General features: G+C 42.6%; 26 protein-coding genes. 15 read left to right on the forward strand and 11 right to left on the reverse strand.

Annotated elements, in window-relative coordinates; genetic code table 11:
- Positions 1-8: 8 nt before the first annotated feature.
- The 8 genes from J0L83_06510 to J0L83_06545 all read right to left on the reverse strand — a co-directional run bounded on the left by J0L83_06510 (position 9) and on the right by J0L83_06545 (position 6924).
- A complete protein-coding gene (locus tag J0L83_06510; GenBank protein MBN8664201.1) occupies positions 9-1352 on the reverse strand; it encodes an RNA methyltransferase in 1344 nt (447 codons plus the stop codon).
- Between the two features lie 32 nt (positions 1353-1384).
- Complete coding sequence (locus J0L83_06515) at positions 1385-2809, reverse strand: NAD(P)(+) transhydrogenase (Re/Si-specific) subunit beta (GenBank protein ID MBN8664202.1); 1425 nt, start codon at positions 2807-2809, stop codon at positions 1385-1387.
- Positions 2810-2826: 17 nt separating this feature from the next.
- The gene (locus tag J0L83_06520; protein MBN8664203.1) at positions 2827-3135 is read right to left on the reverse strand and encodes an NAD(P) transhydrogenase subunit alpha; all 309 of its coding nucleotides are present in this window, start codon (positions 3133-3135) and stop codon (positions 2827-2829) included.
- Positions 3136-3148: 13 nt separating this feature from the next.
- Positions 3149-4273 carry a Re/Si-specific NAD(P)(+) transhydrogenase subunit alpha gene (locus J0L83_06525; GenBank protein MBN8664204.1) on the reverse strand — a complete coding sequence of 375 codons (1125 nt, stop codon included), beginning with the start codon at positions 4271-4273 and terminating at the stop codon, positions 3149-3151.
- A gap of 64 nt (positions 4274-4337) precedes the next feature.
- Positions 4338-5135, reverse strand: coding sequence for a class I SAM-dependent methyltransferase (locus tag J0L83_06530; protein MBN8664205.1), 798 nt, complete (start codon positions 5133-5135; stop codon positions 4338-4340).
- Entirely contained in the window at positions 5128-5637 is a 510-nt protein-coding gene (locus J0L83_06535; protein ID MBN8664206.1) for a hypothetical protein, read from the reverse strand. Before J0L83_06535 ends, J0L83_06530 begins: the two co-directional genes overlap by 8 nt.
- Positions 5634-6128: a dihydrofolate reductase gene (locus J0L83_06540; GenBank protein ID MBN8664207.1), complete on the reverse strand. Its 495-nt coding sequence runs from the start codon at positions 6126-6128 to the stop codon at positions 5634-5636. The genes J0L83_06535 and J0L83_06540 overlap by 4 nt, the downstream gene beginning before the upstream one ends.
- Before the next feature lies 1 nt (position 6129).
- Positions 6130-6924: a thymidylate synthase gene (locus J0L83_06545; GenBank protein MBN8664208.1), complete on the reverse strand. Its 795-nt coding sequence runs from the start codon at positions 6922-6924 to the stop codon at positions 6130-6132.
- A gap of 154 nt (positions 6925-7078) precedes the next feature.
- Here J0L83_06545 and J0L83_06550 point away from each other — a divergent pair, with 154 nt between their 5' ends.
- The 7 genes from J0L83_06550 (at position 7079) to J0L83_06580 (ending at position 13144) form a co-directional block, all read left to right on the forward strand.
- The gene (locus J0L83_06550) at positions 7079-7708 is read left to right on the forward strand and encodes a response regulator transcription factor (GenBank protein MBN8664209.1); all 630 of its coding nucleotides are present in this window, start codon (positions 7079-7081) and stop codon (positions 7706-7708) included.
- 155 nt (positions 7709-7863) lie between these two features.
- The gene (locus J0L83_06555; protein ID MBN8664210.1) at positions 7864-8241 is read left to right on the forward strand and encodes a response regulator; all 378 of its coding nucleotides are present in this window, start codon (positions 7864-7866) and stop codon (positions 8239-8241) included.
- A gap of 242 nt (positions 8242-8483) precedes the next feature.
- Entirely contained in the window at positions 8484-8861 is a 378-nt protein-coding gene (locus tag J0L83_06560; GenBank protein ID MBN8664211.1) for a response regulator, read from the forward strand.
- 255 nt (positions 8862-9116) lie between these two features.
- Positions 9117-10193, forward strand: coding sequence for a glycoside hydrolase family 5 protein (locus tag J0L83_06565; protein MBN8664212.1), 1077 nt, complete (start codon positions 9117-9119; stop codon positions 10191-10193).
- A 24-nt stretch (positions 10194-10217) separates the two neighbouring features.
- The gene (locus tag J0L83_06570) at positions 10218-10667 is read left to right on the forward strand and encodes a response regulator (GenBank protein MBN8664213.1); all 450 of its coding nucleotides are present in this window, start codon (positions 10218-10220) and stop codon (positions 10665-10667) included.
- A 185-nt stretch (positions 10668-10852) separates the two neighbouring features.
- On the forward strand, positions 10853-12658 hold the full coding sequence (locus J0L83_06575) for a PAS domain S-box protein (GenBank protein MBN8664214.1): 1806 nt from the start codon (positions 10853-10855) through the stop codon (positions 12656-12658).
- Between the two features lie 33 nt (positions 12659-12691).
- The gene (locus tag J0L83_06580; protein ID MBN8664215.1) at positions 12692-13144 is read left to right on the forward strand and encodes a response regulator; all 453 of its coding nucleotides are present in this window, start codon (positions 12692-12694) and stop codon (positions 13142-13144) included.
- Here the strand turns inward: J0L83_06580 and J0L83_06585 are convergent.
- Positions 13141-14331: a proline dehydrogenase family protein gene (locus J0L83_06585; protein MBN8664216.1), complete on the reverse strand. Its 1191-nt coding sequence runs from the start codon at positions 14329-14331 to the stop codon at positions 13141-13143. The two genes, J0L83_06580 and J0L83_06585, sit on opposite strands and share 4 nt — an antisense overlap.
- A gap of 77 nt (positions 14332-14408) precedes the next feature.
- Positions 14409-15125, reverse strand: a complete 717-nt coding sequence (locus J0L83_06590) for an SDR family oxidoreductase (protein ID MBN8664217.1) — start codon at positions 15123-15125, stop codon at positions 14409-14411.
- A 56-nt stretch (positions 15126-15181) separates the two neighbouring features.
- On the opposite strand from J0L83_06590, the gene J0L83_06595 reads away from it, so the two are divergent.
- Genes J0L83_06595 through J0L83_06620 form a run of 6 tightly spaced genes read left to right on the forward strand, consistent with a single transcriptional unit; the run spans position 15182 to position 20274 of the window.
- Positions 15182-16675, forward strand: a complete 1494-nt coding sequence (locus tag J0L83_06595) for a cryptochrome/photolyase family protein (protein ID MBN8664218.1) — start codon at positions 15182-15184, stop codon at positions 16673-16675.
- Positions 16672-17154: a flavin reductase family protein gene (locus J0L83_06600; protein MBN8664219.1), complete on the forward strand. Its 483-nt coding sequence runs from the start codon at positions 16672-16674 to the stop codon at positions 17152-17154. Before J0L83_06595 ends, J0L83_06600 begins: the two co-directional genes overlap by 4 nt.
- A complete protein-coding gene (locus J0L83_06605) occupies positions 17129-17422 on the forward strand; it encodes a TIGR03643 family protein (protein MBN8664220.1) in 294 nt (97 codons plus the stop codon). Before J0L83_06600 ends, J0L83_06605 begins: the two co-directional genes overlap by 26 nt.
- Complete coding sequence (locus J0L83_06610) at positions 17419-18588, forward strand: hypothetical protein (GenBank protein ID MBN8664221.1); 1170 nt, start codon at positions 17419-17421, stop codon at positions 18586-18588. Before J0L83_06605 ends, J0L83_06610 begins: the two co-directional genes overlap by 4 nt.
- Before the next feature lie 17 nt (positions 18589-18605).
- Positions 18606-19706 (forward strand): dipeptide epimerase, encoded by a 1101-nt coding sequence (locus tag J0L83_06615; protein MBN8664222.1) that lies wholly within the window; start codon positions 18606-18608, stop codon positions 19704-19706.
- A gap of 52 nt (positions 19707-19758) precedes the next feature.
- The gene (locus J0L83_06620) at positions 19759-20274 is read left to right on the forward strand and encodes an acyl-CoA thioesterase (GenBank protein MBN8664223.1); all 516 of its coding nucleotides are present in this window, start codon (positions 19759-19761) and stop codon (positions 20272-20274) included.
- Between the two features lie 32 nt (positions 20275-20306).
- On the opposite strand, the gene J0L83_06625 is transcribed toward J0L83_06620, so the two are convergent.
- Entirely contained in the window at positions 20307-21074 is a 768-nt protein-coding gene (locus tag J0L83_06625; GenBank protein MBN8664224.1) for a 1-acyl-sn-glycerol-3-phosphate acyltransferase, read from the reverse strand.
- Positions 21075-21210: 136 nt separating this feature from the next.
- Here J0L83_06625 and hxpB point away from each other — a divergent pair, with 136 nt between their 5' ends.
- Both hxpB and J0L83_06635 read left to right on the forward strand, forming a co-directional pair.
- On the forward strand, positions 21211-21870 hold the full coding sequence (hxpB, locus tag J0L83_06630; GenBank protein ID MBN8664225.1) for a hexitol phosphatase HxpB: 660 nt from the start codon (positions 21211-21213) through the stop codon (positions 21868-21870).
- Positions 21871-21999: 129 nt separating this feature from the next.
- The gene (locus J0L83_06635; protein ID MBN8664226.1) at positions 22000-22302 is read left to right on the forward strand and encodes a hypothetical protein; all 303 of its coding nucleotides are present in this window, start codon (positions 22000-22002) and stop codon (positions 22300-22302) included.
- The last annotated feature ends 119 nt before the right edge of the window (positions 22303-22421 follow it).

Genomic DNA, 22421 nt, shown 5'->3' on the forward strand with positions numbered 1-22421 from the left:
TCGTAAAATTAGTCTTTTAATATTCTGTACCCCTGCGGATAGTAATTATTTACACGATTGGGTAATAGCTTGGCCCAACCCAGTGATAGTCCGCGATATCGCATCAGGTTCCAACCCTTTGTGCCTTGTAGGCTGATATCTTTTCTGCGCAGGTATTCCAGCGCTGTTGCTTCATCTAATTCAACAGCTGGGAAACTATGGATTGCTCGGTTCCACAATGCCAGTTCATGATCTGGTATTAAGTCCTTGCCTTTTAACTGACCAACTGCTATACCGGCTTTGCGGATATAGAGTTTACCCAACTGACTTAATGTGTCAAGCACTGGATCACTTACCGCTTTACATATATCTCCTGAACGAATGAGGTGATGGGCTTCCAGTTCAGGAATAGCTTGTTTCCACAATTGCTGCTCCTGCTTCGATGCCTGTTGCACTTGCTGCGGCCTGTGCGTTGCATGATATGATGCATCTGCTTTTTGAAAAACCGACAAGAAGAAACCTTCACCTTTCAGCAAGTGCGGATAAAATCGATAGCCTGTTGCTCCTGATTCAGTTTGTGTTGTGACGATATTCCATGTTGCAGGTAAGTCCAAAGGCACTGATACCATATCGCCTTGCGCCATCAACCAATCCATGATGTCTTCATCTTCTTCGGGCGAATATGAACAGGTTGCATACAACAAAGTGCCACCAGGTTTCAATGCCGGTAAAGCATCGGCTAAGATTCTTTGCTGTCGCTGACTGCAGAGTTGTACATGCTCAGGACTCCATTCATTTACCGCATCAGGATCTTTGCGAAATAAGCCGCTGCCACTGCAAGGTGCATCCACGAGCATCACATCAAAATAATTGTGTAAGCTGGTAAAATCAGCAGGATCATTATTCGTAACGATAACATGTTCCGCACCCCATTTGGTGATGTTCTCTACCAAGATGGCTGCACGGGAACGAATGACTTCATTCGCCACCAATACCCCATCATGAAAATAATCTGCAAGTAAAGTGGTCTTCCCTCCGGGCGCGGCACAAAGGTCTAAGACCTTTAAACCTTTTGTTTCTTTCATTACCTGCGTGAGGGCAGTCCAGATACACATACTACTCGCATCCTGCACATAGTAAGCACCAGCATGCAATAATGGATCGAAAGTGAAGAAAGGACGTTCATGCAAATATGCTGCGTGCGCACACCAGGGCACAGGTGTATCAAATGGAAAGCTATAAGCATCAGGTAGCTTGAACAAGTTTCTGCGGATACTGGTTACCTGTTCACCAGATGCATGCAATGCATTGAGTGCAGCCAAATCTAATTGGGGTAAACTAGCTAAACGCGCTTGTAATGCCTGTGGTAACAAATCAGCCTTTTGTCAAAAATACGGATGCAGGCTTAGACCGACTTGATTTCTGCAATCAGTTTCTGTAAAGCAGCTTTAGCATCACCAAACAACATAGATGTTTTGGGTTGAAAGAACAATGCATTCTCAATACCGGCATAGCCAGGTTTCATGCTACGTTTGTTCACGATGACTGTTTTGGCTTGTTCTACTTCCAGAATAGGCATACCATATATAGGTGAAGCAGGATCGCTTTTGGCAGCAGGATTCACCACATCGTTGGCACCAAGAATCAGTACCACATCGGTTGTCTTAAATGCATCATTCGCCGTTTCCATTTCCTGCAGTTTATCATAAGCCACATCGGCTTCAGCCAATAATACATTCATATGCCCCGGCATTCTGCCAGCAACCGGGTGAATGGCATATTGCACATCTACCCCACGCTCTTCCAGAATTTTCTCCAACTCATGGCATACGTGCTGTGCTTGCGCAACAGCTAATCCATAACCTGGCACAATCATGACTTTGTTGGCATAAGCCATACAAACTGCTGCATCAGACACAGAAATTTCTTTGTGCGTACCGCCCTGTTGAGCGCTGGATGCTGCAGCAGCACCAGCTCCGAAAGAACCAATCAATACATTGGTAAGGGAACGATTCATCGCCTTACACATCAAAATAGTTAGCAAAGTACCTGCAGCACCTACGAGGATACCGCCGGTGAGCATAGCTTTATTATCATAGAGAAAACCACCGCATGCAGCTGCAACACCGGTAAATGAGTTGAGCAATGAAATCACTACCGGCATATCCGCACCACCAATAGGCATTACGAAGAACACCCCATAGATCAATGCTGCGAATAATACCACATAGAAAAAGAAAATAGTTTCTTCTGGCCTGAGTATGATGACATAAGCGCTTAATAAAAGAATAAACGCAAATAAACCAAGGTTAACAAGATGCTGTCCCTTAAAGGAAAAATCCTTGATACGACCATTGAGTTTACCCCAGGCAATCATACTTCCAGCAAAAGAGATAGAACCAATTACCAAGCCGGCCATAATCACCAATAACATACCAGCATCCAGCTTGCTAAAGAAGTTTATATCTGTTCCATCATAATGGCGTGTGAGGTGATTGAATTCAATGATGCCAATTAAAGCAGCACAAGCACCACCCATACCATTGAATAAACTCACCATCTCCGGCATTGCAGTCATCTTCACGGTTCTGGCCGACCACACACCGGCTACTGTACCTATAGCCAGAGCTGCAAAAATCCAAACATAGTTCTGCAGTTTCACGCCATTTTCTTCATATAAAAAGATGGTGGCAAAAATGGCAATACTCATACCAGCTGCAGCAACCAGGTTGCCTTTTCTCGCCGTTTCCGGATGTGCCAGCATTTTCAGTCCGAGTATAAACGTAACCGAAGCAATGATATAGGCCAGCGTTAACAAGTTCCATTCCATAGATAATGCGTTAAGGGCTAGTTTTTCTTTTTAAACATTTCCAGCATGCGATCCGTTACCACGAATCCACCAACCACATTGAGTGTTCCCAGAATCACTGCGAGGAAACCAAGTGCCAATGCGAAATAATTACCAGACTCTACTTTCCCCATCACAATGATGGCACCGATGATTACTACACCGTGAATAGCGTTTGCACCACTCATCAGCGGTGTGTGTAAAACACTCGGCACGCGGCCAATTACTTCTATACCTAGAAAAATCATCAGAATCACGATATAAATGATCTGCTGATGCAACTGTATCCATTGTAAAAAATCCTGCATAGTATTTATCAATTTATGCGAGCAGTGCTGCTACTCTTTCGTGAATGATTTGTCCGTCATACGTAATACAAGTACCCTTTACCAGATCGTCTTCGAAATTCAAGTTGAGCTGACCAGTTTTATCAATAATCAACTGCAAGAAATTAAATACGTTCTTGCCATAGAGTTTGCTGGCATCGGAAGGCATGGCTGCAGCGAGCTGACTATTACCCACTACTTGTACCCCAGCATAGACAATGGTTTCGTTGTTCTTGGTTACTTCTGTATTTCCACCTGTAGCAGCAGCCAGATCAATGATGATACTGCCATTGCGCATTTGCTCAATCATGGCAGCTGTAATCAGTATCGGGGCTTTCTTACCGGGTATTTGTGCAGTAGTAATGACGATATCTGCTTTGGCAATGGCAGCCGCAATACGGTCTTTTTGCTTTTGCTGATACTCGGCAGATTGTTCAACTGCGTACCCACCTGCAGCAGAAGCATCGGCTGCGCCTTCCACTTCAATGAATTTGGCGCCAAGGCTCATCACCTCTTCTTTTACAGCAGGTCTTGTATCGAATACTTCTACTACTGCTCCCAGTCTTCTGGCAGTGGCAATAGCTTGTAAGCCTGCAACACCTGCTCCCAAGATGAGGACTTTTGCAGGGGCAATACTACCAGCTGCTGTCATGAACATGGGGAAATAACGCGGATAGATATTGGCTGCTAATAACACTGCTTTATAGCCTGCGATATTGGCCTGAGAGCTGAGCACATCCATGCTTTGCGCACGAGTAGTACGGGGAATCATATCCAAACTGAATGCGCTAATGCCTTTATTGGCCCATGTATGCATTTGTTGAAAATGATACAATGGCTGATATACACCTAATACAATAGCATTGGGTTTGCACAAAGTAATATCAGATTCTGTAAGCAGCTGTATGCTTAAAACAATATCTGCAGCTTGTAAAACTTGATTTCTGGAAAGAATGGTTACACCAACAGCTGCATAGCTTTCATCTGATGCCGAAGCTTTGACACCGGCGCCTGATTCAACCTGAATCTGTACTTGTTGCTTGATAAGCTGTGCGCATTGCTCAGGTAATAATGACACACGATTTTCGCCTGTTGGTTCTTTGAGTATTCCGATGATCATGTTAAGGGTTGACCGGATGAAATTAACTGATGATCATCAACCAAAACCTGTTTTTTATCAACTTTTAGAATCGGATGCGAAAATGCGCTTTTTGTTGCTGTTCGGGGCGGAAGAATACAATGCCGATAAAGAAGAGATCAATGGTCAGTGTAACTGCAGGGTCAGCCTGTATTTCTGCCCAGGCCTGCTCCATCTCAGCACTCCAATGAATATCGTCAAAGATCAAGACTGTTTGATCATGGGCTTTTTCTTTTAACCATTGGAAATAGCGCATCGTTGGTTCAAAGCGATGATTACCATCGATAAAGGCAAAATCAATTTGAGCCTGCTGCTTCAACCAAATGGGTAGTGTATCATCGAAGTTGCCAGTGATAATCGTAACATTACTAATACCTGCTTTGGTTATTACCGCTAAAGCTTGTTCCGCAACAGCAGGTGCACCTTCCATACTGGTAACAGGTATCAGATTGTTGGCGCTGGCTAAATATGCTGTAGTGATGCCTAAAGAAGTGCCCAACTCCAGTACTCCTGAGGGTTGAAAATAAGCAACCATCCTAAACAGAAGCTGACTGAATTTTTTAGGCTTCAGGGATGATTGTGCAATCTCACTGATCTTTCTTTGCTTGCTGAGTTGATGTCTGCTGCCTGCTCCAAAATCAGGTACTTCAATTGTGGTATTATTTTTTTTCAATGCATCTCGTAGCGGCTCAACAATGCTGTAGGTATAATATTGCCTGTCATCATTCAATACTTCTGTAATTAACTTAAATACAAAAGGAGAATGTACACCATGCCCTCTACCATTGGCTGCAGTGAGATAGTATTGCAGGTATTTCCAACCAAGTACAGGTGCACTATACATGTTGCTTTTTTTGAAAAGGTAATTCACTCATCCACCAAAATACAGAGTACGATAGTGCAAAGAAAGCGATATAAGCTATCCAGTTAATGAGTTCGCCGATCGATTCGAATCGAATGCCTACTTGACCAATAGTGATACTATTATAAATCGGCAGCCAACAAAGTAATAGCCAGTATACAATCGCAAATAGCCAGGATGCTGCTACATGCTTGGAGATGGTAAGCAACGGAAAAAAAACTTGTAGGAATCGAAAACCAATTACGATGTATTGAAAATTGGTAACAGGGTATCTATTCCCAGTTACAGGCTGATTTGTATAGAAATTGTACCATTGGTACCAGATAAATAGTTGGGCCAAACCATAGACCAGCATGATACGATTGCAGGTAAACAACACTGCTCTTGCATAACCCCTGGTTGATGCGAACAGCAAGGATATCAACAACAACAGGGGTAAAATCCTGATGTAGTAAAAATCCAGAGAAGTGAATAGTTCACTCATCGCTTATCCCAACGCTGAAAAGTGAATGCGTATGCATGTTTGGCATCAGTTGCATGTGCTTCTTCCCAGCCAAGTTGCCAAGTATGTGTATCCAGTTCGGGGAAGCTGGTATCACCATCCAAATCTGCATGCACACGGGTAAGATAGACATGATGCGCCATGGGTAAAGCCTGTCGATAGATTTCGCCACCGCCGGTAATCATTACTTCAGCATACCCATTGTCCTTAGCTAATTGTATGGCTTCATTGAGTGAACCAACCGTTTCGGCATTGGTGGCTGACCAATTGCTTTGACGTGTAATCACAATATTCAATCGGCCGCCGAGTGGTTTGTTACCCAATGCTTCAAATGTTTTTCTGCCCATAACAACAGGCAGTGCCCAGGTCTTATTCTTAAAAAACTTGAGGTCTTTGGGTAAATGCCATAACAATGCATTGTCTTTACCAATCATGCCGTTGGCAGATACTGCTACTATCAGAGAGATTGTCATATTAAACAGCTACAGGTGCTTTAATGGCCGGGTGACACTGATAGTTCTCCAGCGTGAAATCTTCAAAACGGAAACTGAAAATATCTTTTACTTCAGGATTGAGTCGTATAGTTGGCAATGGATAAGGCTCCCTGCTCAATTGCAAGTTCACTTGTTCCATATGATTACTATAAATATGGACATCGCCAAATGTGTGTACAAAATCACCATAACCCAAACCACACACTTGTGCAATCATCATCGTTAATAAGGCGTATGAAGCAATATTAAAGGGCACACCCAGAAATACATCTGCGCTACGTTGATAGAGCTGACAGCTGAGTTTGCCATCAGCCACATAAAATTGAAACATCGTATGACAGGGCATTAATGCCATTTGAGGCAAATCAGCCACATTCCATGCACTCACCAATAAGCGACGGCTATCCGGATTTTTTTTGATCTGCTGAATCAGGTCTGTGATTTGATCCACCACTACCCCATTTGCTCCTTCCCAACTGCGCCATTGTTTGCCATATACGGGGCCCAGTTCACCATTTTCATCAGCCCATTCATCCCAGATACTTACGCCGTTTTCTTTCAGGTACTGAATATTGGTTGCCCCTTGCAAAAACCACAACAACTCATGTATGATGCTTTTCAGGTGTACTTTCTTCGTTGTAACCAAAGGAAAACCTTGTTCTAAATCGAAACGCATTTGATAACCAAAGCAGCTGATGGTGCCTGTGCCTGTACGATCGCTCTTGAAAACACCTGTATCTAAAATATGCCGAAGTAACTGATGATATTGTTGCATGCTGCAAAGTAACCAAGCCCGGGCATATAAAAACAGCTACAAAATCGTCGGGGGATTCTCTGTGAATTAGGGGGAAATTAGCTGGAATATTTAAGAAAAAGATGATACCTTCATCCCGCTCAGAGGCATGTTCGATGCCTTTAATACAACGGTTATGAAAATTTTGATTGCTGACGATCACACTATGGTGAGGGAAGGATTAAAAAAAATCCTCCTGGAAGCTTTCCCCTTTGCTGAAGTTCACGATGCATCTGACGGGGCTGAATTAATGAAGAAAGCCATCAAAGGCGAATGGGAAATCATCATCAGTGATGTAACCATGCCCGGCATGACAGGTATAGACGTATTAAAACAACTACGCTCACAAGGCATAGAAACGCCCATGCTGATGCTGAGTATGCACGCTCCTGAACAATACGCCGTAAGATCCATTAAAGCTGGCGCTTCGGGCTACCTTACAAAAGACAATGCCCCTTACGAGCTTGTAACAGCTGTACAGCAGGTATTGAACGGTCGCAGGTATATCACGCCACAGGTTGCGGATGTACTGGCTGATTCTATTGAGACTGATAAGGACAAAATGCCTCACGAACTGCTTTCAGACCGAGAATTTGAGGTGATGAAACTGATTGTAGAGGGTAAAACAGTGAGTGAAATTGCCGAATCTCTTTCACTCAGCGTGAACACAATCAGTACTTACCGTTCCAGAATTCTCGAGAAAATGCACCTTCATTCTAATTCAGACCTGGTTAAATATGCTATTGAGCATAAGCTAGAGCTCTGATTATGAACACTTTATACAAGGGCCTGTAGTGAAATTACTACAGGCCCTTCTTTTTTTCCCACAAGTCTATTCCCAAAAACTGCTACTAAACAGGCATCTATCACTACAACCAGGCCTGCCGTATTGTAGAATCTTTGTGTTGTAAAACAAAGGTTATGAAAAACAATATGCTTGATATCCTGCTGGTTGACGAATCCAGCTATATCGTATTCCAAGTAAAAAACGCTTTAGCCAATCAAGGTATTAAAGCCAACGTAGACACTGTAGAGACTGTAGAAGATGCAACTACTTATTTCAGAACCAAGCATCCCGACTTTGTCATCACTGATTTGAATCTGCCCGATAAAAGTGGTATCGAGTTGATGAAGGCCATCAAAAAAGAAAAAGGCAGTAGCAAATTGTATGTGCTTACCCATTTCACTATTGATGCATTTCGCGACATGGCCATTTTGCATGGCGCAGACAGCTTTCTGGACAAGGCCAATGATATTGACCAAAAACTGCCAGAAATGATTAAATCCTTTGCTGCGTAAGCATTAGAGGCAATCCACAAAACAGAAAAAGCTAGCCATAAATCCCGTTTTAATATTCCATCCTATGTAAAACCTTATTTCCTTTATCCCTTTGTTTTAACCCTGGAAGGATGTAGTAACGACACTACATCCTTCCTTGTTTTTACCATAGAACCATTACAAAATCCTGATTCCACATTCATGTCAACCACTACAAATTGCGCTTGCGCAATGTTGTCTCTTTGTATTGTAAAACGAGGGACATGAAAAACAATGCACTTGATATACTGCTGGTAGATGCGTCCAGCTATATCGTTTACAGGGTAAAGGATGTATTGGCTAAACAAGGTATTCAGGCCCATGTAAAAAGTGTAGAAACTGTAGCGGAAGCCACCTCCTATTTCCGGGAGAAACACCCGGATCTGGTGATTACCGATCTGGACCTGCCAGATGAGAGTGGTCTGGAACTGATTAAGACTATAGGAAAAGAGAAAGGCCATACCAAACTATATGTACTAACTCATTTTACCATTGACGCTTTTCGCAATATGGCATTATCCAGCGGTGCAGATAGTTTCCTGGATAAGGCAAATGATATTGATAAAATACTACCAGGCATGATATATTCCTATGCCGCGTAGTAGTATCACTACAAATTTGACACTATGTAAGAAACAAGCCATTTATATACATTTAAATCAATAAATCCATCTTATGTAATGAAGATTGACTAAGCATTCCTTTGTTTTTACAATGAGAAGGATGTAGTAACGACACTACATCCTTCTCGTTTTTATACCATACACACATCACAGAATCATGATGCGCTAAACACGTCCTGCACTACAGCCGCCGGGTCTGCGAATTCGTCCCTTTGAATTGTAAAACAAAGGAATATGAAACGCAATCTCAACAACGGAAACAGAAGCTGGATAAGGGTTTCAGCACTTGCTCTTCTCTTCGCTTTCAACAGCATTCTTGCTTTCGCTTTTGATAATCCAATGGTTGGTGCTTCACGTTTCGGAGTTACTCTTTCTGGTCCTGAATTCGGACAAAAGCAAATGCCTGGTGTTTACGGTAAAGACTATATCTATCCTAGTGAAAAAGAAGTTGCTTACTACGCTTCTAAGAATATCAACAAATTTCACCTGCCTGTAAGATGGGAAAGAATCCAAAGAAAATTAGGTGGTGCTTTAGATGCAGTTGAGGTTAAGCGCATCAAAGACTTCCTGAATGTTTGTGATAAGTATGATGCTTCAGTAATTATCAATATCCAGAACTACGGTCGCTACACTTTAAATGGTGTTGAAGTTAGACTGGGTTCTGATACTGTTAGCAACGCTCATTTCCGTGACCTGTGGAAGAAAATGGCTGCAGCTTTCAATAGCCATCCTGTTGTAATTGGTTTTAACCTGATGGCAGAACCCCATGATCTGGGAAGCGGCAAATGGTTCGCAGCTGCTCAGGAAGCTATCAACGCTATCAGAGAGATCAGCAATAAGCAACTGATCCTGGTAGATGGTGACAGCTGGGCTAACGCTGCTAACTGGGAAAAACACAGTGATATCCTGAAAAACCTGGTTGACCCCGCTAATAAGATTGTTTACAACGCACACATCTATTTCGATGCTGACCATTCAGGTTCTTATGCTAACAGCAATGACCCTAACAAAAAAGACAAAAACATCGGTGTTAAAAAAGCCATGCAGTTTGTAGAGTGGCTGAAGAAGAATAACAAAATCGGCTATTTCGGTGAATTCGGTATTCCTTCTAACGACCCCGATTGGTTCCCTGTTCTGAACAATTTCCTCGAGTACATCAACAGAAACAATATCAGTGCTTCTAGCTGGGGTGCTGGTCCATGGTGGGGTAACTACCCACTGTCTATCGAGCCAGTTAACAATCAGGACAAGCCCCAACTGGTAGCTATTCTGAAGTATGCTAACAATAACGCAATCGTAGCCAAAAACTAATACATCCATTCAAAACCAGAAACCATGACAAACACAATGACTGAAATGAACAAGACCATGAACCCCTTGGTACTTAGCGGATTCAAAGAGGGACTGGCTGAGGAGGTGATTTTCCTGGACGACAACATGATGATCAATCAAATCAACATGCTGAGCGTGAAGAAAATTGACCCTTCCATCAAAGTGTCTGTATTCACCAATGTACCTCAGGCGCTGGATTATATCCGGAAAAATCCGGATACACCCAGAATCATCTTTACAGACCTGGACATGGGTGTACACTCAGGCTGGGACTTCATTGATGCTTACGAAGCTATGCACCTGCCCTGGCCGGTGAATATCATGACCGCTTCCATAGCGCAGGAAGACATGGGTAAGTCTGATCAGTACAGCTGCGTACGTGATTATATCAGCAAGCCTGCAAGAATTCAACAATTGCAGATCTTACTAAAACAACCATTGCTCGCGGCCTAAACACAACAGCGCTCACAGGTTATTCTCTTAATAAAATAAGGGAAGGGTGCTTTATTGTGCATACCTGATTCTTGTAGTAATTAAACTACAAAAAAGAGGAATTACCCGACAAAGCACTCACGGCAATTGTGAGGTAACACATGCATGAATCAGCAGAACTTGCATGAACAGCTTAAAAAATTCCTATGAAAAGCTCATTAAAAACCAGCATTGCGCACCTGAGCAATAGTCCTACACTATACGCTTTATCAACAGATTTCCAGGGAAATATCCTTTACTACAATCACCTGTTTGGCGAACACTTTCAACAGGAGAATATTTTACTGGAAGGCTATCCTTTTGCTAATCTCTTTTCGGCCGAAGCAGCTGGTCAATTTCAAAAAGCTTTGCGTAAGTGCATGACGGATGTATCTCAAAACATTCGATTACAACTGACACACAAAACAGAAAAAAGTAAGCGTTATAATTTTGATTACGCCATACTCCGTGATGATGATGCCATTCCTCAAGGCATATTACTGATTGGCTATCCCACAAACGAACATTCCGCACAACATAATGATGAGGGCAACTATACCTCAAAAAGACTCAAGGAAGCAACATATGAAGCTCCTGCAATGATCTGGATGTGTGATCAACACAACCAACTATGTTTTGCCAATGCGGCATATCTGACATTCAAAGGCTCTACCCTGATTGAAGAAAAAGAAACCAACAGAATGCAGCATGTATGGGGAGATGATCTCGAACAAACCAAAAAAAATCTGGATGCATTCTTAGCACAAAGAAAACCTTTTGAAATGCGTTACCGCATTCTTCGGAAAAATGGCAAAATGGCCTGGGTTACTGACAGGGCCAAGCCATTCTTTGATGCTGCTGGAAATTATATGGGCTTTATTGGCGTATGTAATGATGTTACTGATAAAATTGAAACACACTTAGAGCTGGGCAAACAAATGGCAGAATTGGAAAAAATAAAAACAGATCAGGAACAACTGAATATCATCGTTACTAAAATCAACAGTGGAATCGTTATCACGGATGCTGAGATGCAAATCAATTGGTGTAACCCAGGCTTTAGCAATCTGACCGGATATGGGTTAAAGGAAGTGATAGGCAGAAATTTCCATCGTCTGCTGGAGGGTAACAGTACAGATGCCAGTTCCGTTGAAAAGATTGAGAGTCATCTGCAAAAAGGCATCAATATCAGGATAGATATTGCTTATCAAACAAGAAGAGGCATTGATATCTGGGCTGATGCCGCTTTTGAACCAATTTATGATGATCAATCCGTTCTAAAGGGATATTTCATCGTGCTGAATGACATCTCCCAGATCAAACGATCTGAAAAAGAGGTCAAAAAACAAATAGACCACCTGAAAAAGCTTTCATTCATCAGCTCACACGAGCTACGCCATGAATTTGCCAAGATGTTGCAAATTTTATACACGGTTAAACTTAAGGAGCCAAACATATTCCACTATCAATCTGCACTTCAGGACATTGAGAAAGCAGCGAATTTCATCAACAAGGTCATCTATACCATGAATGATGAGATCAACTTCGCTACAACCAGCAATATCTCATTAAGCCATATCCTGAAAATTGAACTCGAAGAAGTGGTATTAATAGACGATGATCCTATGGTAAACCGTTTAAATGAACTGGTACTGGAGTATGCAATGCCCGGCACCAGGATTCAAAAATTTTACGATACAGCAACTGCTATCAACTATCTAAGAGAGCAACCATCCATCAAGAGAACCATTTTCCTTGACCTAAATCTGGAGAAAGAATCCGGTTGGGATTTCCTGGAAACTTATCATGCATTGAATCAACCTTGGACTGTTATGATCCTTACCTCCTCTGTAGATCAGGAAGATATCGCAAAAGCAAAACAATATCGTTGCGTTGGACAATACCTAACAAAACCGTTGACAGTAGCACAAATTGAGCAATTACAACAACTAAGAGTAGACAAAGTGGCATAGTACACTGAACTAAGAAATAATTAACAGCCTGATATGTACATTTATAGAAATGACGAAGCAGTAAAAAATGTAATGATCGAAAATCCAACATATCAAAACGCCGATACCTATCAACAAATCATCCTGATAGATGATGATCGGATCACGAATATCCTCAGCACACGTATGCTAAGTAAGTATGCTCCTGATCTATCTGTACAAGTATTTGAGGATATTGATTCCGCAGTTGCACATGTTGGTAAACTCACAGACCCGGAGAACTACCTTATACTTTTAGACCTGAATTTTCCGGTTAAAAGTGGCTGGGACTTTCTTGAAGCATATAAGCACATGACCGATAAGGCGAATGTGGTTGTACTTACATCATCTATTGATGAGTCGGACAGGCAAAAAGCACTAAGCTATGCTACGGTAAGAAAGTTTCTGTCGAAGCCCCTCAATGCAACACTCATTGAGCAGTTGAAAAAAATGGAGAAAATCAGTTAAGCAGATTTTCTTCTGGCGCGCTCTTTTTCTATCAATATCAGCTCGCGGCCTGTTTGTCCGGCCACACTACTGTTTTCCTGTGCTCTGCGCATCAAGTAAGGTATAACATCACCGATAGGTCCAAAAGGCAGGTATTTGCTTACACTATATCCTTCCTTAGCCAGATTAAATGTAATGTTATCACTCATGCCATACAGCTGAGAAAAATGCACGTGCGGGTGATTGTGTGCAATGCCCTTAGCATGCATCAATTCAGCAGCCAGGAGGTTGCTCTTTTCGTTGTGTGATGCCACAATCACTGAGATAGTCTCAATATTATCGATGCAATAAGTTACAGCTGCATCAAAATCCTTATCAGTAGCTTCTTTATCTGGCTGTATTGGTGAGGGGTAGCCATGCTTTGCCGCACGCTCACGCTCTTTTTCCATGTACGCACCACGCACCAACTTCACACCAAGCATCAGGTTTTTCTCTCTTGCAATTTGGTGAGACAAATGGAGGAAACGTAGTCTGTCGTGGCGGTACAATTGCAGGGTATTATACACAACTGCTTTCTCTGTATTAAACTCCTCCATCAATTCCATGGTAAGTCTGTCAACAGGATCCTGCAACCAGCTTTCTTCTGCATCTACTAACACACCAATGCCTTTCTCAGCAGCTTCTGCACAAATGCGGTACATACGTTCACGTACACGATCCCACTCAGCAATTTCTTCTTCATGATCATGGATACCACTTCTCAATCTGGGTGCATCATTCAATGTTTGCAATAAAGCAGAACGAGAGATACCAGTTACCTTAACACTGATGAATGGAATATTGGGTTGCGTTGCAGCGTAATCAATCACTTTCATGAACTGATCCATGGCATAATCAAAACCTGCTTCAGATTCTTTTCCTTCTACTCCATAATCCAGAATCACCTGAACACCATATTTACCTAATACTGCACCGGCAGTAGCAGTTTCTTCCAGTGTTTCGCCACCTACAAACTGACTAAAAATGGTATTACGCACCAGCTTATTGATGAAAGGCATTTTCCCCTTGATCAATATAGGCGTGAGGATGGTTCCCAGTTTTACGAACCAGGAATACTGCATGGTAGAAAACAAAAACTTTGCTTTTCTCAGTGCCTTGTCAGACTTATAGGCAAAAGCATTCTCCGTATTATCAAAGGAAAGATTCATGGCCCGTCAGATATAAATTCACTGCGAATATCGGCACAGATGTATGAAGTAAAAAATGCGTTTTATCAGTGGTTATATCAAATTGCCTGATGATTGAAAGGCTGCAAGACCATTTCGCTCACTACCCCGCTGGCAGGCTGCTGACAAAGAAACCATACCGCACGGGCAGCTTCCTCAGCAACAATCATTTTATCACGCTGCACACGCAGGTCAATGGTATCCCAGAAAGCTGAATCCACCCCACCTAAGAACAGGTTGGTGATGCGGATATCGGTACGCTTCAGTTCTTCGCGGATACTCTGCATCATGCCGGTTAAGCCATATTTGCTGGCCGCATATGCTGCTGCTCCTGCCATTGGCACTTTACCCAAAACACCGGGAATATTGATGATCAAACCCTTTTTCTGCACTTTCATACCTGGCAAAAAGGCTTTTACCAACAGAAATGCGCCCAATAAATTGGTTTGGAGTGTCTGCATAAATTCCGCCTCACTCAATTGCTCAATAGGCTTGATAATGCCAATTCCAGCCGCATTCACCAGAATATCCACTTCACCCAAAGCTTGAATGGCTTTCTGATGCAAAGCATCAATATCTGCCGACTTACTCAGATCAGCAGCATGATAGCGATCTGTGCCCAGGCCGATACCCTGTGCCACCTGCATCAATTTCTCCTGATTCCTGCCGGTAATCAATACTTGTGCCCCGCTTTGTACCAGCATACGAGCAATTTGTTTACCGATATCACCGGTTGCACCGGCTAGCACTACCCTTTTTCCTTTCAGCGTTTCCATGAAATTGTCTGGTTTTGCAATAGAACATTGCAACGGGTAAATTGTTTATCCGGTACATGAAAGCCATCAGCCTGATTTTTCCGCATCAGCTATTCCGCCAGCACCCAGCTTTGGAGCTATACAGACCTGTTGTATTGTTGGAAGAATGGTTGTATTTCAGGCAATACCACTTCCATCAGCAAAAGCTGATGCTTCATAGAGCCAGTATGCGCTGGTATGCCCAACTGCTGAGAGAAAAAGGTTATCAAGTAGCATATGTAGAAGCAACAGATAATCGGGCAGATATAAGAGACCTCATTCAGGATTTATACCAACAAGGGTATACGGGTATTTACACCGTAAACCCCTCAGACGATTGGCTGCTGCGCAGGATGCAAAACGCTTGTAATAAACGTTCTATTGAATTAACGCTTTTACCCAATCCGAATTTTCTGAATGAACCCGCCGATACCAACATACCAAAGAATGGCAAGCAACTATTCTATCAAACGGGCTTTTATATTCAGCAACGCAAACAGCGAAAACTACTGCTGGACGCCCAAGGTGGGCCTTTAGGCGGGCAGTGGACTTTTGATGCGGATAACCGACAAAAATTTCCAGCAAAGGGTGTTTTACCTGGATACCAAATGCCGCAGTTAGATACACTTCGTGAAGAAGCGATTGATTATGTTCAGAAAAACTTTGCGCATCATTATGGTAGCACTGCACAACCATTTGCTGCGGGATGGTACCCAATCAATTTCGAAGAAACCGATGCTTGGTTACAGCATTTCCTTCAACAACGTTTTCATGATTTTGGCATTTACGAAGATGCGATGGTGCCAGAAGCCGATATACTGTTTCATAGTGTATTGACACCGATGCTGAATATTGGATTAATCAATCCCGATGCAGTTATTGAGGCAGCAACACAGTATGCAGCCAAGCATGATGTTCCACTCAACTCATTAGAAGGATTTATCCGACAAATCATTGGCTGGCGCGAATTCATGCATTTGGTGTATCATAAAGCCGGCAGACAGCAAAGAACGAAGAACTACTGGCATTTTAGCAGAAAAATTCCGGCTGCATTTTGGAAAGGCGAAACAGGAATCGTTCCAATTGACATAGTGATCAAGCGCGTACTGCAATCTGGCTATTGCCACCATATTGAAAGATTGATGGTGCTGGGCAATTTTATGTTGCTCTGCGAGTTTGATCCGGATGAAGTCTATCGCTGGTTTATGGAATTGTTTATTGATGCTTACGACTGGGTGATGGTGCCTAATGTCTATGGCATGACACAGTTTGCAGATGGCGGACTCATCACCACCAAACCCTATATCAGCGGCAGCAATTATTTGATGAAAATGGGCAATTGGCCCAAGGGTTCCTGGCAAGAAATCTGGGACGCGCTCTTCTGGCGTTTCATGCATGTACATCGCGATTTCTTTTTGCAAAATCCCAGACTGGGTATGCTCATCAAAACATTCGATAAAATGCCGGAAGCAAAACGCGCCAATCATTTGCGTATTGCCAATGATTATCTCACCAAACTAGATCAGGCATGAGTATCCGTAAAAAACCTTGGAACCGTGTTGACCTGCCTGTGTACTCAGTGAGCAGTAAAGGTATTACAGACAATATGCATATCTGCACCTATGTAAGTGCAGTGAGTATGCAACCCAAACGCATGATGGTTGCACTCTATGCCGGTACCAGAACTTTGGCCAATGTAACAAAGACCAGACATTTTGTATTACAACTCTTGCATGAAGACCAATACAGATTGGTGAATCAATTAGGTAAACTAAGTGGCAACAATATTGATAAGATCAGTCGGCTTCAAAAAAGAAACCTACTCAGCACATGGAACAACTATTTCATTTTAAAAGATGTATTGGCCGTGATGGAATTACAATCCATACAAATCATTCCCGCAGGTGATCATACCATGTTTCTCTGTGATGTCATCAGCTATAAAAACTTGAACGAAGGCAAAGCTTTAACCACGCGTATACTAAATGAAAAAGGCATTATCCGAATATGAATTGGATGCGGTGTTGATTGACCGCGTCATTGAAATGGCTTGGGAAGACCGTACACCTTTCGATGCCATTGAAGCACAGTTTGGCATTCCCGAAGCGACTGTCATCAACCTGATGCGCAGAAACATGAAAGCATCCAGCTTTCGTATGTGGCGTAAACGAGTACAAGGCAGGACTACCAAGCATAGTGCGCTGCGCAAAGAATCCGTAAAACGTTTTCGCTGCAGCCGACAAAAAACCATTTCTCTCAACAAGATCAGCAAAAGATGAGCGAGCATAGAAAATGGCATCAGGAGAATGATGCCAGCAAATTATTTGATACGGTACCGGAGTATATTTTTCCTGTAGACAAAGCTTCGATTCAAGAACGCATCAATGGTATTCGTCCCGCTCAATATGCCAAGACCAGAAATTTTCTGCGTGGTGCTGTTACTTTACTATCTCCTTATATTTCACGTGGTGTTGTGCAGCTACCTGATTTGAAAGACATGATTCTGCAGCAATATGGGTATCATGCATCAGAAAAACTGATCAGCGAATTGGCCTGGCGGGAATTCTTTCAACGTGTTTGGCAAGCCAAGGGTGATGCCATCCTGCAGGATCTGCGGAATGAGCAAAGTCCGATTACTACACATCAAATTCCAGCAGCTATCATCAATGCCAACACTGGCATTAACGGTATTGACCAAAGCATTCAGGCTTTGTATGATTCTGGCTATATGCATAACCACGCACGCATGTACACGGCCATGCTAACCACCAATATTGCGCAAGCGCATTGGCTTTTACCGGCAAAGTGGATGTATTTTCATCTGCTGGATGGAGATATCGCCAGCAATCATTTGAGTTGGCAATGGGTAGCAGGCAGCTATAGCAGTAAGAAGTATTATGCCAATCAGGAAAACATCAATAAGTACACGGGACAAACGCAACGCCATAGTTTCCTAGATGTAGATTATAGCGAGTTTGCTGATATGCCTGTTCCTGAAATCTTACGAACAACTAGCACACCTACATTAAGCACACCCTTACCAACAACTGTAGTACCTACTATTGAGGTAGACCTACCAACGCTTGTATACAATACTTTTAATCTTGATCCTTACTGGCATGCAGGTAAAGCGGCAAATAGAATCTTGTTGCTTGAACCAGACCATTTTGCACAATACCCCATTAGTGAAAAAGTGCTGAACTGGATTATTCAGCTGGCCCATGCACAGGTGCCGGGCATTCAGGTTTTCAGCGGCAATTTTCAAGACCTGATGGCATTGCTGCCGGAACAATACCCGATGCAGCAGATATACTACAAAGAGCACCCAACCACCCGCCATTACAAGGGCATGGAAGAAAGCCGCAACTGGATGTTTCCGCAGGTGCAGGGCTATTTCAACAGCTTTTTTGCCTATTGGAAGAAATGCGAGCGTTTTTTGCGATAAAGTAGGGAAATTCGTGTATGCGCATACTCCATACCGATATCTACCGCTTTTCCATTCCCATGGTGCCCTTCACCATTGCAACAGGTACGATGCATTATGCACAAAACCTGCTGATTAAAGTGCATACAGACAGTGGCATCACCGGCATTGGTGAATGTTCTGCTTTTCCCATGATTGCAGGCGAAACACAAGCTACCTGTTTTGAAATGGCCAAGGATTTTGCAGGCATTTGGAAAAACAAACAAGCAAATGATATTGAAGGCAGACTGCATGAGCTGGATATGTACACTGCAGGCAATTATACAGCCAAGAGTGCATTCGATTTAGCATTATATGATATCGCTGCGAAAGTGGCCAACCAACCTCTGTATCAATATCTGGGTGGCAGAAAAAAAGATATCGAGAGCGATCTCACCATCGGCATTGATGAGCCGGATAAGATGGCTTTACAAGCCATGAGCTTCCTGGAGCGTGGCGTGAACATGATTAAAGTAAAGCTGGGCAAACATCCCAAAGATGATGTGGAGCGTATTCGGCAGATCAGAAAAGCAGTAGGTAACGATATTCAATTACGTATAGATGCCAACCAAGGCTGGACTTATGATGAAGCCCTCTGGGCATTGACTGAGTTGGGGCATTTTCATATTCAGTTTTGCGAGCAGCCCATGCGTAAATGGAATGATGGTTTGTTGCCTAAGCTGGTGAAGCAATCGCCCATACCCATAATGGCAGATGAAAGTGTATTCACGCATCATGATGCAGAGCGACTGATCAAACAACACGCTTGCTCTTATGTCAACATCAAGTTTGCCAAGAGTGGCGGAATTCATGAAGCGAAGAAAATCAATCAGGTTTGTGCCCAGCACGAAACTGCTTGTATGATGGGTGGCATGTTGGAAAGTCGCGTAGCCTTAACCGCCAAAGTACATTTCGCCATGGCGCATGATAATATTCGCTTTTATGATTTAGATACTTGTCTACTCGGCCATAAAGAAGATCCTGTTATCGGTGGCGTTACCTACCATAATGGCATGCACTTACAATTAAGTGATGCACCGGGTATTGGCGTAGATGTTGACCCTGATTACCTGAAAAAGCTGGATCATATCCGAATTTGATCTTAACAAGGCGTTTCCCTTCAGCAGGCTATCTTTGCACAAATTTTACCGGATGGAAGCAAAACATGTGCAGGATAGTTTTACCATTATGAATGAACTCGTTCTCCCGAACGATACCAATACTTTCGGCAACCTCATGGGCGGCAGATTGATGTACTGGATGGATATTGCCGCAGGCATTGCAGCAGGCAAACATTGTAATGCACCCAGCATGACTGCCTCTGTAGATAACCTGAGTTTCAAAAACCCGATCAAACTGGGCAATGTGGTACATATTGAAGCTAAGGTGTGTCGCGCCTTCAACACCTCTATGGAAATTCATATCAAAGTATGGGGCGAGGATTTATTACACCAGTATAAGTATGAGAGTAACGAAGCTTTCTTCACATTCGTAGCATTAGACCCTAATGGTAAACCTCGTCAGGTACCGCAAGTGATTCCACAAACAGAAGATGAAAAACGCTTGTATGAAGGTGCGATGCGCAGGAGACAAGTGCGTCTGATACTCGGCGGAAAAATGAAAGCTGAAGATGCAAATGAACTAAAAGCACTCTTTATAAAAGACTAAAAAAAATCCCCACAGTTTTGTGGGGATTTTTTTTATTTATCCATGATGTTCATTAAGTGGTGTTTACCCTTCATCATGTAGTTTTTACTTTGTTCGATGGCTTCCATCACCTGTTCCAAAATTTCATCAACAGGCAATGTATAATCAATGATCATCGGTTCTTTAAAGCGAACAGTTAGTAGTGAACCACGTTTTTTAAACGCAAGCCCTTTTTTATTAAAAGCGCGCCAGAAACCATTGATTACTACAGGTACCACAATCGGCTGATTGTTCTTAATAATATATGCCGTGCCTTTTCTGCCCGGTGCAAAAGGTTTGGTGGTTCCTTGCGGAAAAGTAATGACCCAACTTCTACTGAGTGCTTGATCAATTTTTTGGGTATCAGACTCATCACGTTCGCGATGCACATCTTTACCTTCTGCACGCCAGGTTCGCTTAACAGTTAATGCACCGCCCATTTTAAAGAGGCGGCTTACCCAACTGCCATCCATAGTTTCTTTGGCAGCTACGAAGTAAACATTCGTGAAAGGATTCAGCAGGTAATAAGGAATGCCTAAGCGATTTTCTTTACGCCATTTTACTGCACAGAAAATATGCAGGAAAGTAATCACATCGGCAAAATAGGTTTGGTGATTGCTGACGAACAAGACGTTGTTACGGGGGAGGTCACGCAGGTGTTCAGTGCCTTCTATGCGCAGCTTATTGAACATGGTCAGGCCTGGATAAGAAGCGGCCCCCACAATTCCGTAAACAAGCGATCGTACAACCCTGATATTCTTTAGTCTTTCAACTAAGGTCATTTCAGACAGTTTTGATTGAAGGTGGTGTGCAATATAGGGAATGAAATTGAATTCGTGCATATTCGTTGATTAACAATCAATTGTCGGTTTTTAGGGGCTTTGCATGTCAGGAAGTATTTTTGCGCAAAACAAGGCCATGAAACTGAGTACGGTGATATTTGATATGGACGGATTACTGATTGACAGTGAACCATTGTGGCAGGAAGCTGCCGTCACTATATTCAGCAATTATGGCATTAACCTAACAACTGAACAATACAATACCACTACCGGACTCAGAACTCGGGAGTTTGTTGATTATTGGTTTCGCTATTTCGGCATGCCTGAAAATGAAAAAGCCAGCGCTGAGAAAAAGATTGTGGATCTGGTTTTGCAATTAGTGGCATCCAAGGGTAGCATCATGCCGGGTGTACATTATATTTTCGATTTCTTTCAAGCAAAGTCATTTAAAATAGGTTTGGCTACTTCCTCCCCTGTTGAGTTGATTGAACTGGTAGCACAGATGGCCAATATTCGCCATCTCTTGCAAGCCACTGCTTCTGCAGAAGATTTGGATTTTGGCAAACCCCATCCCCAAGTATACCTGAATTGTGCGGAGCAACTGGGTGTGAGTCCGTTGGCTTGTGTATGTTTTGAAGACTCTTTTAATGGCATGATTGCCGCAAAAGCAGCCAGAATGAAATGCGTGGTAGTTCCACATCATAGCCAGATCAGGGAAGACAGATGGGCGGCGGCTGATTTAAAAATGTCTTCTCTGCAAAACTTTGGAGAACTGCATTTTAATTTGATTGGGTAGGTTCTAACTTGAATCGATGTATTTTATTGTGGCCTATTCTGAGATAATTGATCTTTTAAAGAGTTCTTTATAAGCAATGCCGATTTCGTGCTACATCCCCCGCTTTATTTGAGACTACTTTGTTCCTGAATGGAACAACCAGCAAATACAACTATCCAGCAGCGTAATAAAAAGCCTGGCTTTTGGATAAAACTGTATTGCCATTTGTTTGGCCATACTTCACAGAAAGCAATCATTGAAGATGATCAACTGATTACAAGATATGTCTGTAAACATTGTCATCGAAGATTAGGTAATGGGTTAAGAAAAACACTTCCTACACCTAAGGGAATTGATCATGCAGTTTGGCAGACATATTTACAAGAGTTAATGACTTCTTATAAGCGCTATGAGGGCGTAAGTAAAGGACACGCTTCTAGAAAAAGGCATTAATGCGATGTACTTGTAACAAAATATGTTGAATCAAAAAGTGCTTTCAAAGCAAAAGCAATAATATTTCTTCATTCATCAATAGAAAAAGAGCCTAACACAATAGAATGCACGATAACTGC

It is taken from the genome of Chitinophagales bacterium (assembly GCA_017303835.1).
Classification (GTDB): Bacteria; Bacteroidota; Bacteroidia; order Chitinophagales; family Chitinophagaceae; genus JAFLBI01.

What these genes read in the sequence shown, in the direction of transcription:
- J0L83_06515 (MBN8664202.1), bottom strand. Translation starts at nt 2,809, where the DNA reads ATGGAATGGAACTTGTTAACGCTGGCCTATATCATTGCTTCGGTTACG.
- J0L83_06520 (MBN8664203.1), bottom strand. Translation starts at nt 3,135, where the DNA reads ATGCAGGATTTTTTACAATGGATACAGTTGCATCAGCAGATCATTTAT.
- J0L83_06525 (MBN8664204.1), bottom strand. Translation starts at nt 4,273, where the DNA reads ATGATCATCGGAATACTCAAAGAACCAACAGGCGAAAATCGTGTGTCA.
- J0L83_06530 (MBN8664205.1), bottom strand. Translation starts at nt 5,135, where the DNA reads ATGTATAGTGCACCTGTACTTGGTTGGAAATACCTGCAATACTATCTC.
- J0L83_06535 (MBN8664206.1), bottom strand. Translation starts at nt 5,637, where the DNA reads ATGAGTGAACTATTCACTTCTCTGGATTTTTACTACATCAGGATTTTA.
- J0L83_06540 (MBN8664207.1), bottom strand. Translation starts at nt 6,128, where the DNA reads ATGACAATCTCTCTGATAGTAGCAGTATCTGCCAACGGCATGATTGGT.
- J0L83_06545 (MBN8664208.1), bottom strand. Translation starts at nt 6,924, where the DNA reads ATGCAACAATATCATCAGTTACTTCGGCATATTTTAGATACAGGTGTT.
- J0L83_06550 (MBN8664209.1), top strand. Translation starts at nt 7,079, where the DNA reads ATGAAAATTTTGATTGCTGACGATCACACTATGGTGAGGGAAGGATTA.
- J0L83_06555 (MBN8664210.1), top strand. Translation starts at nt 7,864, where the DNA reads ATGAAAAACAATATGCTTGATATCCTGCTGGTTGACGAATCCAGCTAT.
- J0L83_06560 (MBN8664211.1), top strand. Translation starts at nt 8,484, where the DNA reads ATGAAAAACAATGCACTTGATATACTGCTGGTAGATGCGTCCAGCTAT.
- J0L83_06565 (MBN8664212.1), top strand. Translation starts at nt 9,117, where the DNA reads ATGAAACGCAATCTCAACAACGGAAACAGAAGCTGGATAAGGGTTTCA.
- J0L83_06570 (MBN8664213.1), top strand. Translation starts at nt 10,218, where the DNA reads ATGACAAACACAATGACTGAAATGAACAAGACCATGAACCCCTTGGTA.
- J0L83_06575 (MBN8664214.1), top strand. Translation starts at nt 10,853, where the DNA reads ATGAAAAGCTCATTAAAAACCAGCATTGCGCACCTGAGCAATAGTCCT.
- J0L83_06580 (MBN8664215.1), top strand. Translation starts at nt 12,692, where the DNA reads ATGTACATTTATAGAAATGACGAAGCAGTAAAAAATGTAATGATCGAA.
- J0L83_06585 (MBN8664216.1), bottom strand. Translation starts at nt 14,331, where the DNA reads ATGAATCTTTCCTTTGATAATACGGAGAATGCTTTTGCCTATAAGTCT.
- J0L83_06590 (MBN8664217.1), bottom strand. Translation starts at nt 15,125, where the DNA reads ATGGAAACGCTGAAAGGAAAAAGGGTAGTGCTAGCCGGTGCAACCGGT.
- J0L83_06595 (MBN8664218.1), top strand. Translation starts at nt 15,182, where the DNA reads ATGAAAGCCATCAGCCTGATTTTTCCGCATCAGCTATTCCGCCAGCAC.
- J0L83_06600 (MBN8664219.1), top strand. Translation starts at nt 16,672, where the DNA reads ATGAGTATCCGTAAAAAACCTTGGAACCGTGTTGACCTGCCTGTGTAC.
- J0L83_06605 (MBN8664220.1), top strand. Translation starts at nt 17,129, where the DNA reads ATGAAAAAGGCATTATCCGAATATGAATTGGATGCGGTGTTGATTGAC.
- J0L83_06610 (MBN8664221.1), top strand. Translation starts at nt 17,419, where the DNA reads ATGAGCGAGCATAGAAAATGGCATCAGGAGAATGATGCCAGCAAATTA.
- J0L83_06615 (MBN8664222.1), top strand. Translation starts at nt 18,606, where the DNA reads ATGCGCATACTCCATACCGATATCTACCGCTTTTCCATTCCCATGGTG.
- J0L83_06620 (MBN8664223.1), top strand. Translation starts at nt 19,759, where the DNA reads ATGGAAGCAAAACATGTGCAGGATAGTTTTACCATTATGAATGAACTC.
- J0L83_06625 (MBN8664224.1), bottom strand. Translation starts at nt 21,074, where the DNA reads ATGACCTTAGTTGAAAGACTAAAGAATATCAGGGTTGTACGATCGCTT.
- hxpB (MBN8664225.1), top strand. Translation starts at nt 21,211, where the DNA reads ATGAAACTGAGTACGGTGATATTTGATATGGACGGATTACTGATTGAC.
- J0L83_06635 (MBN8664226.1), top strand. Translation starts at nt 22,000, where the DNA reads ATGGAACAACCAGCAAATACAACTATCCAGCAGCGTAATAAAAAGCCT.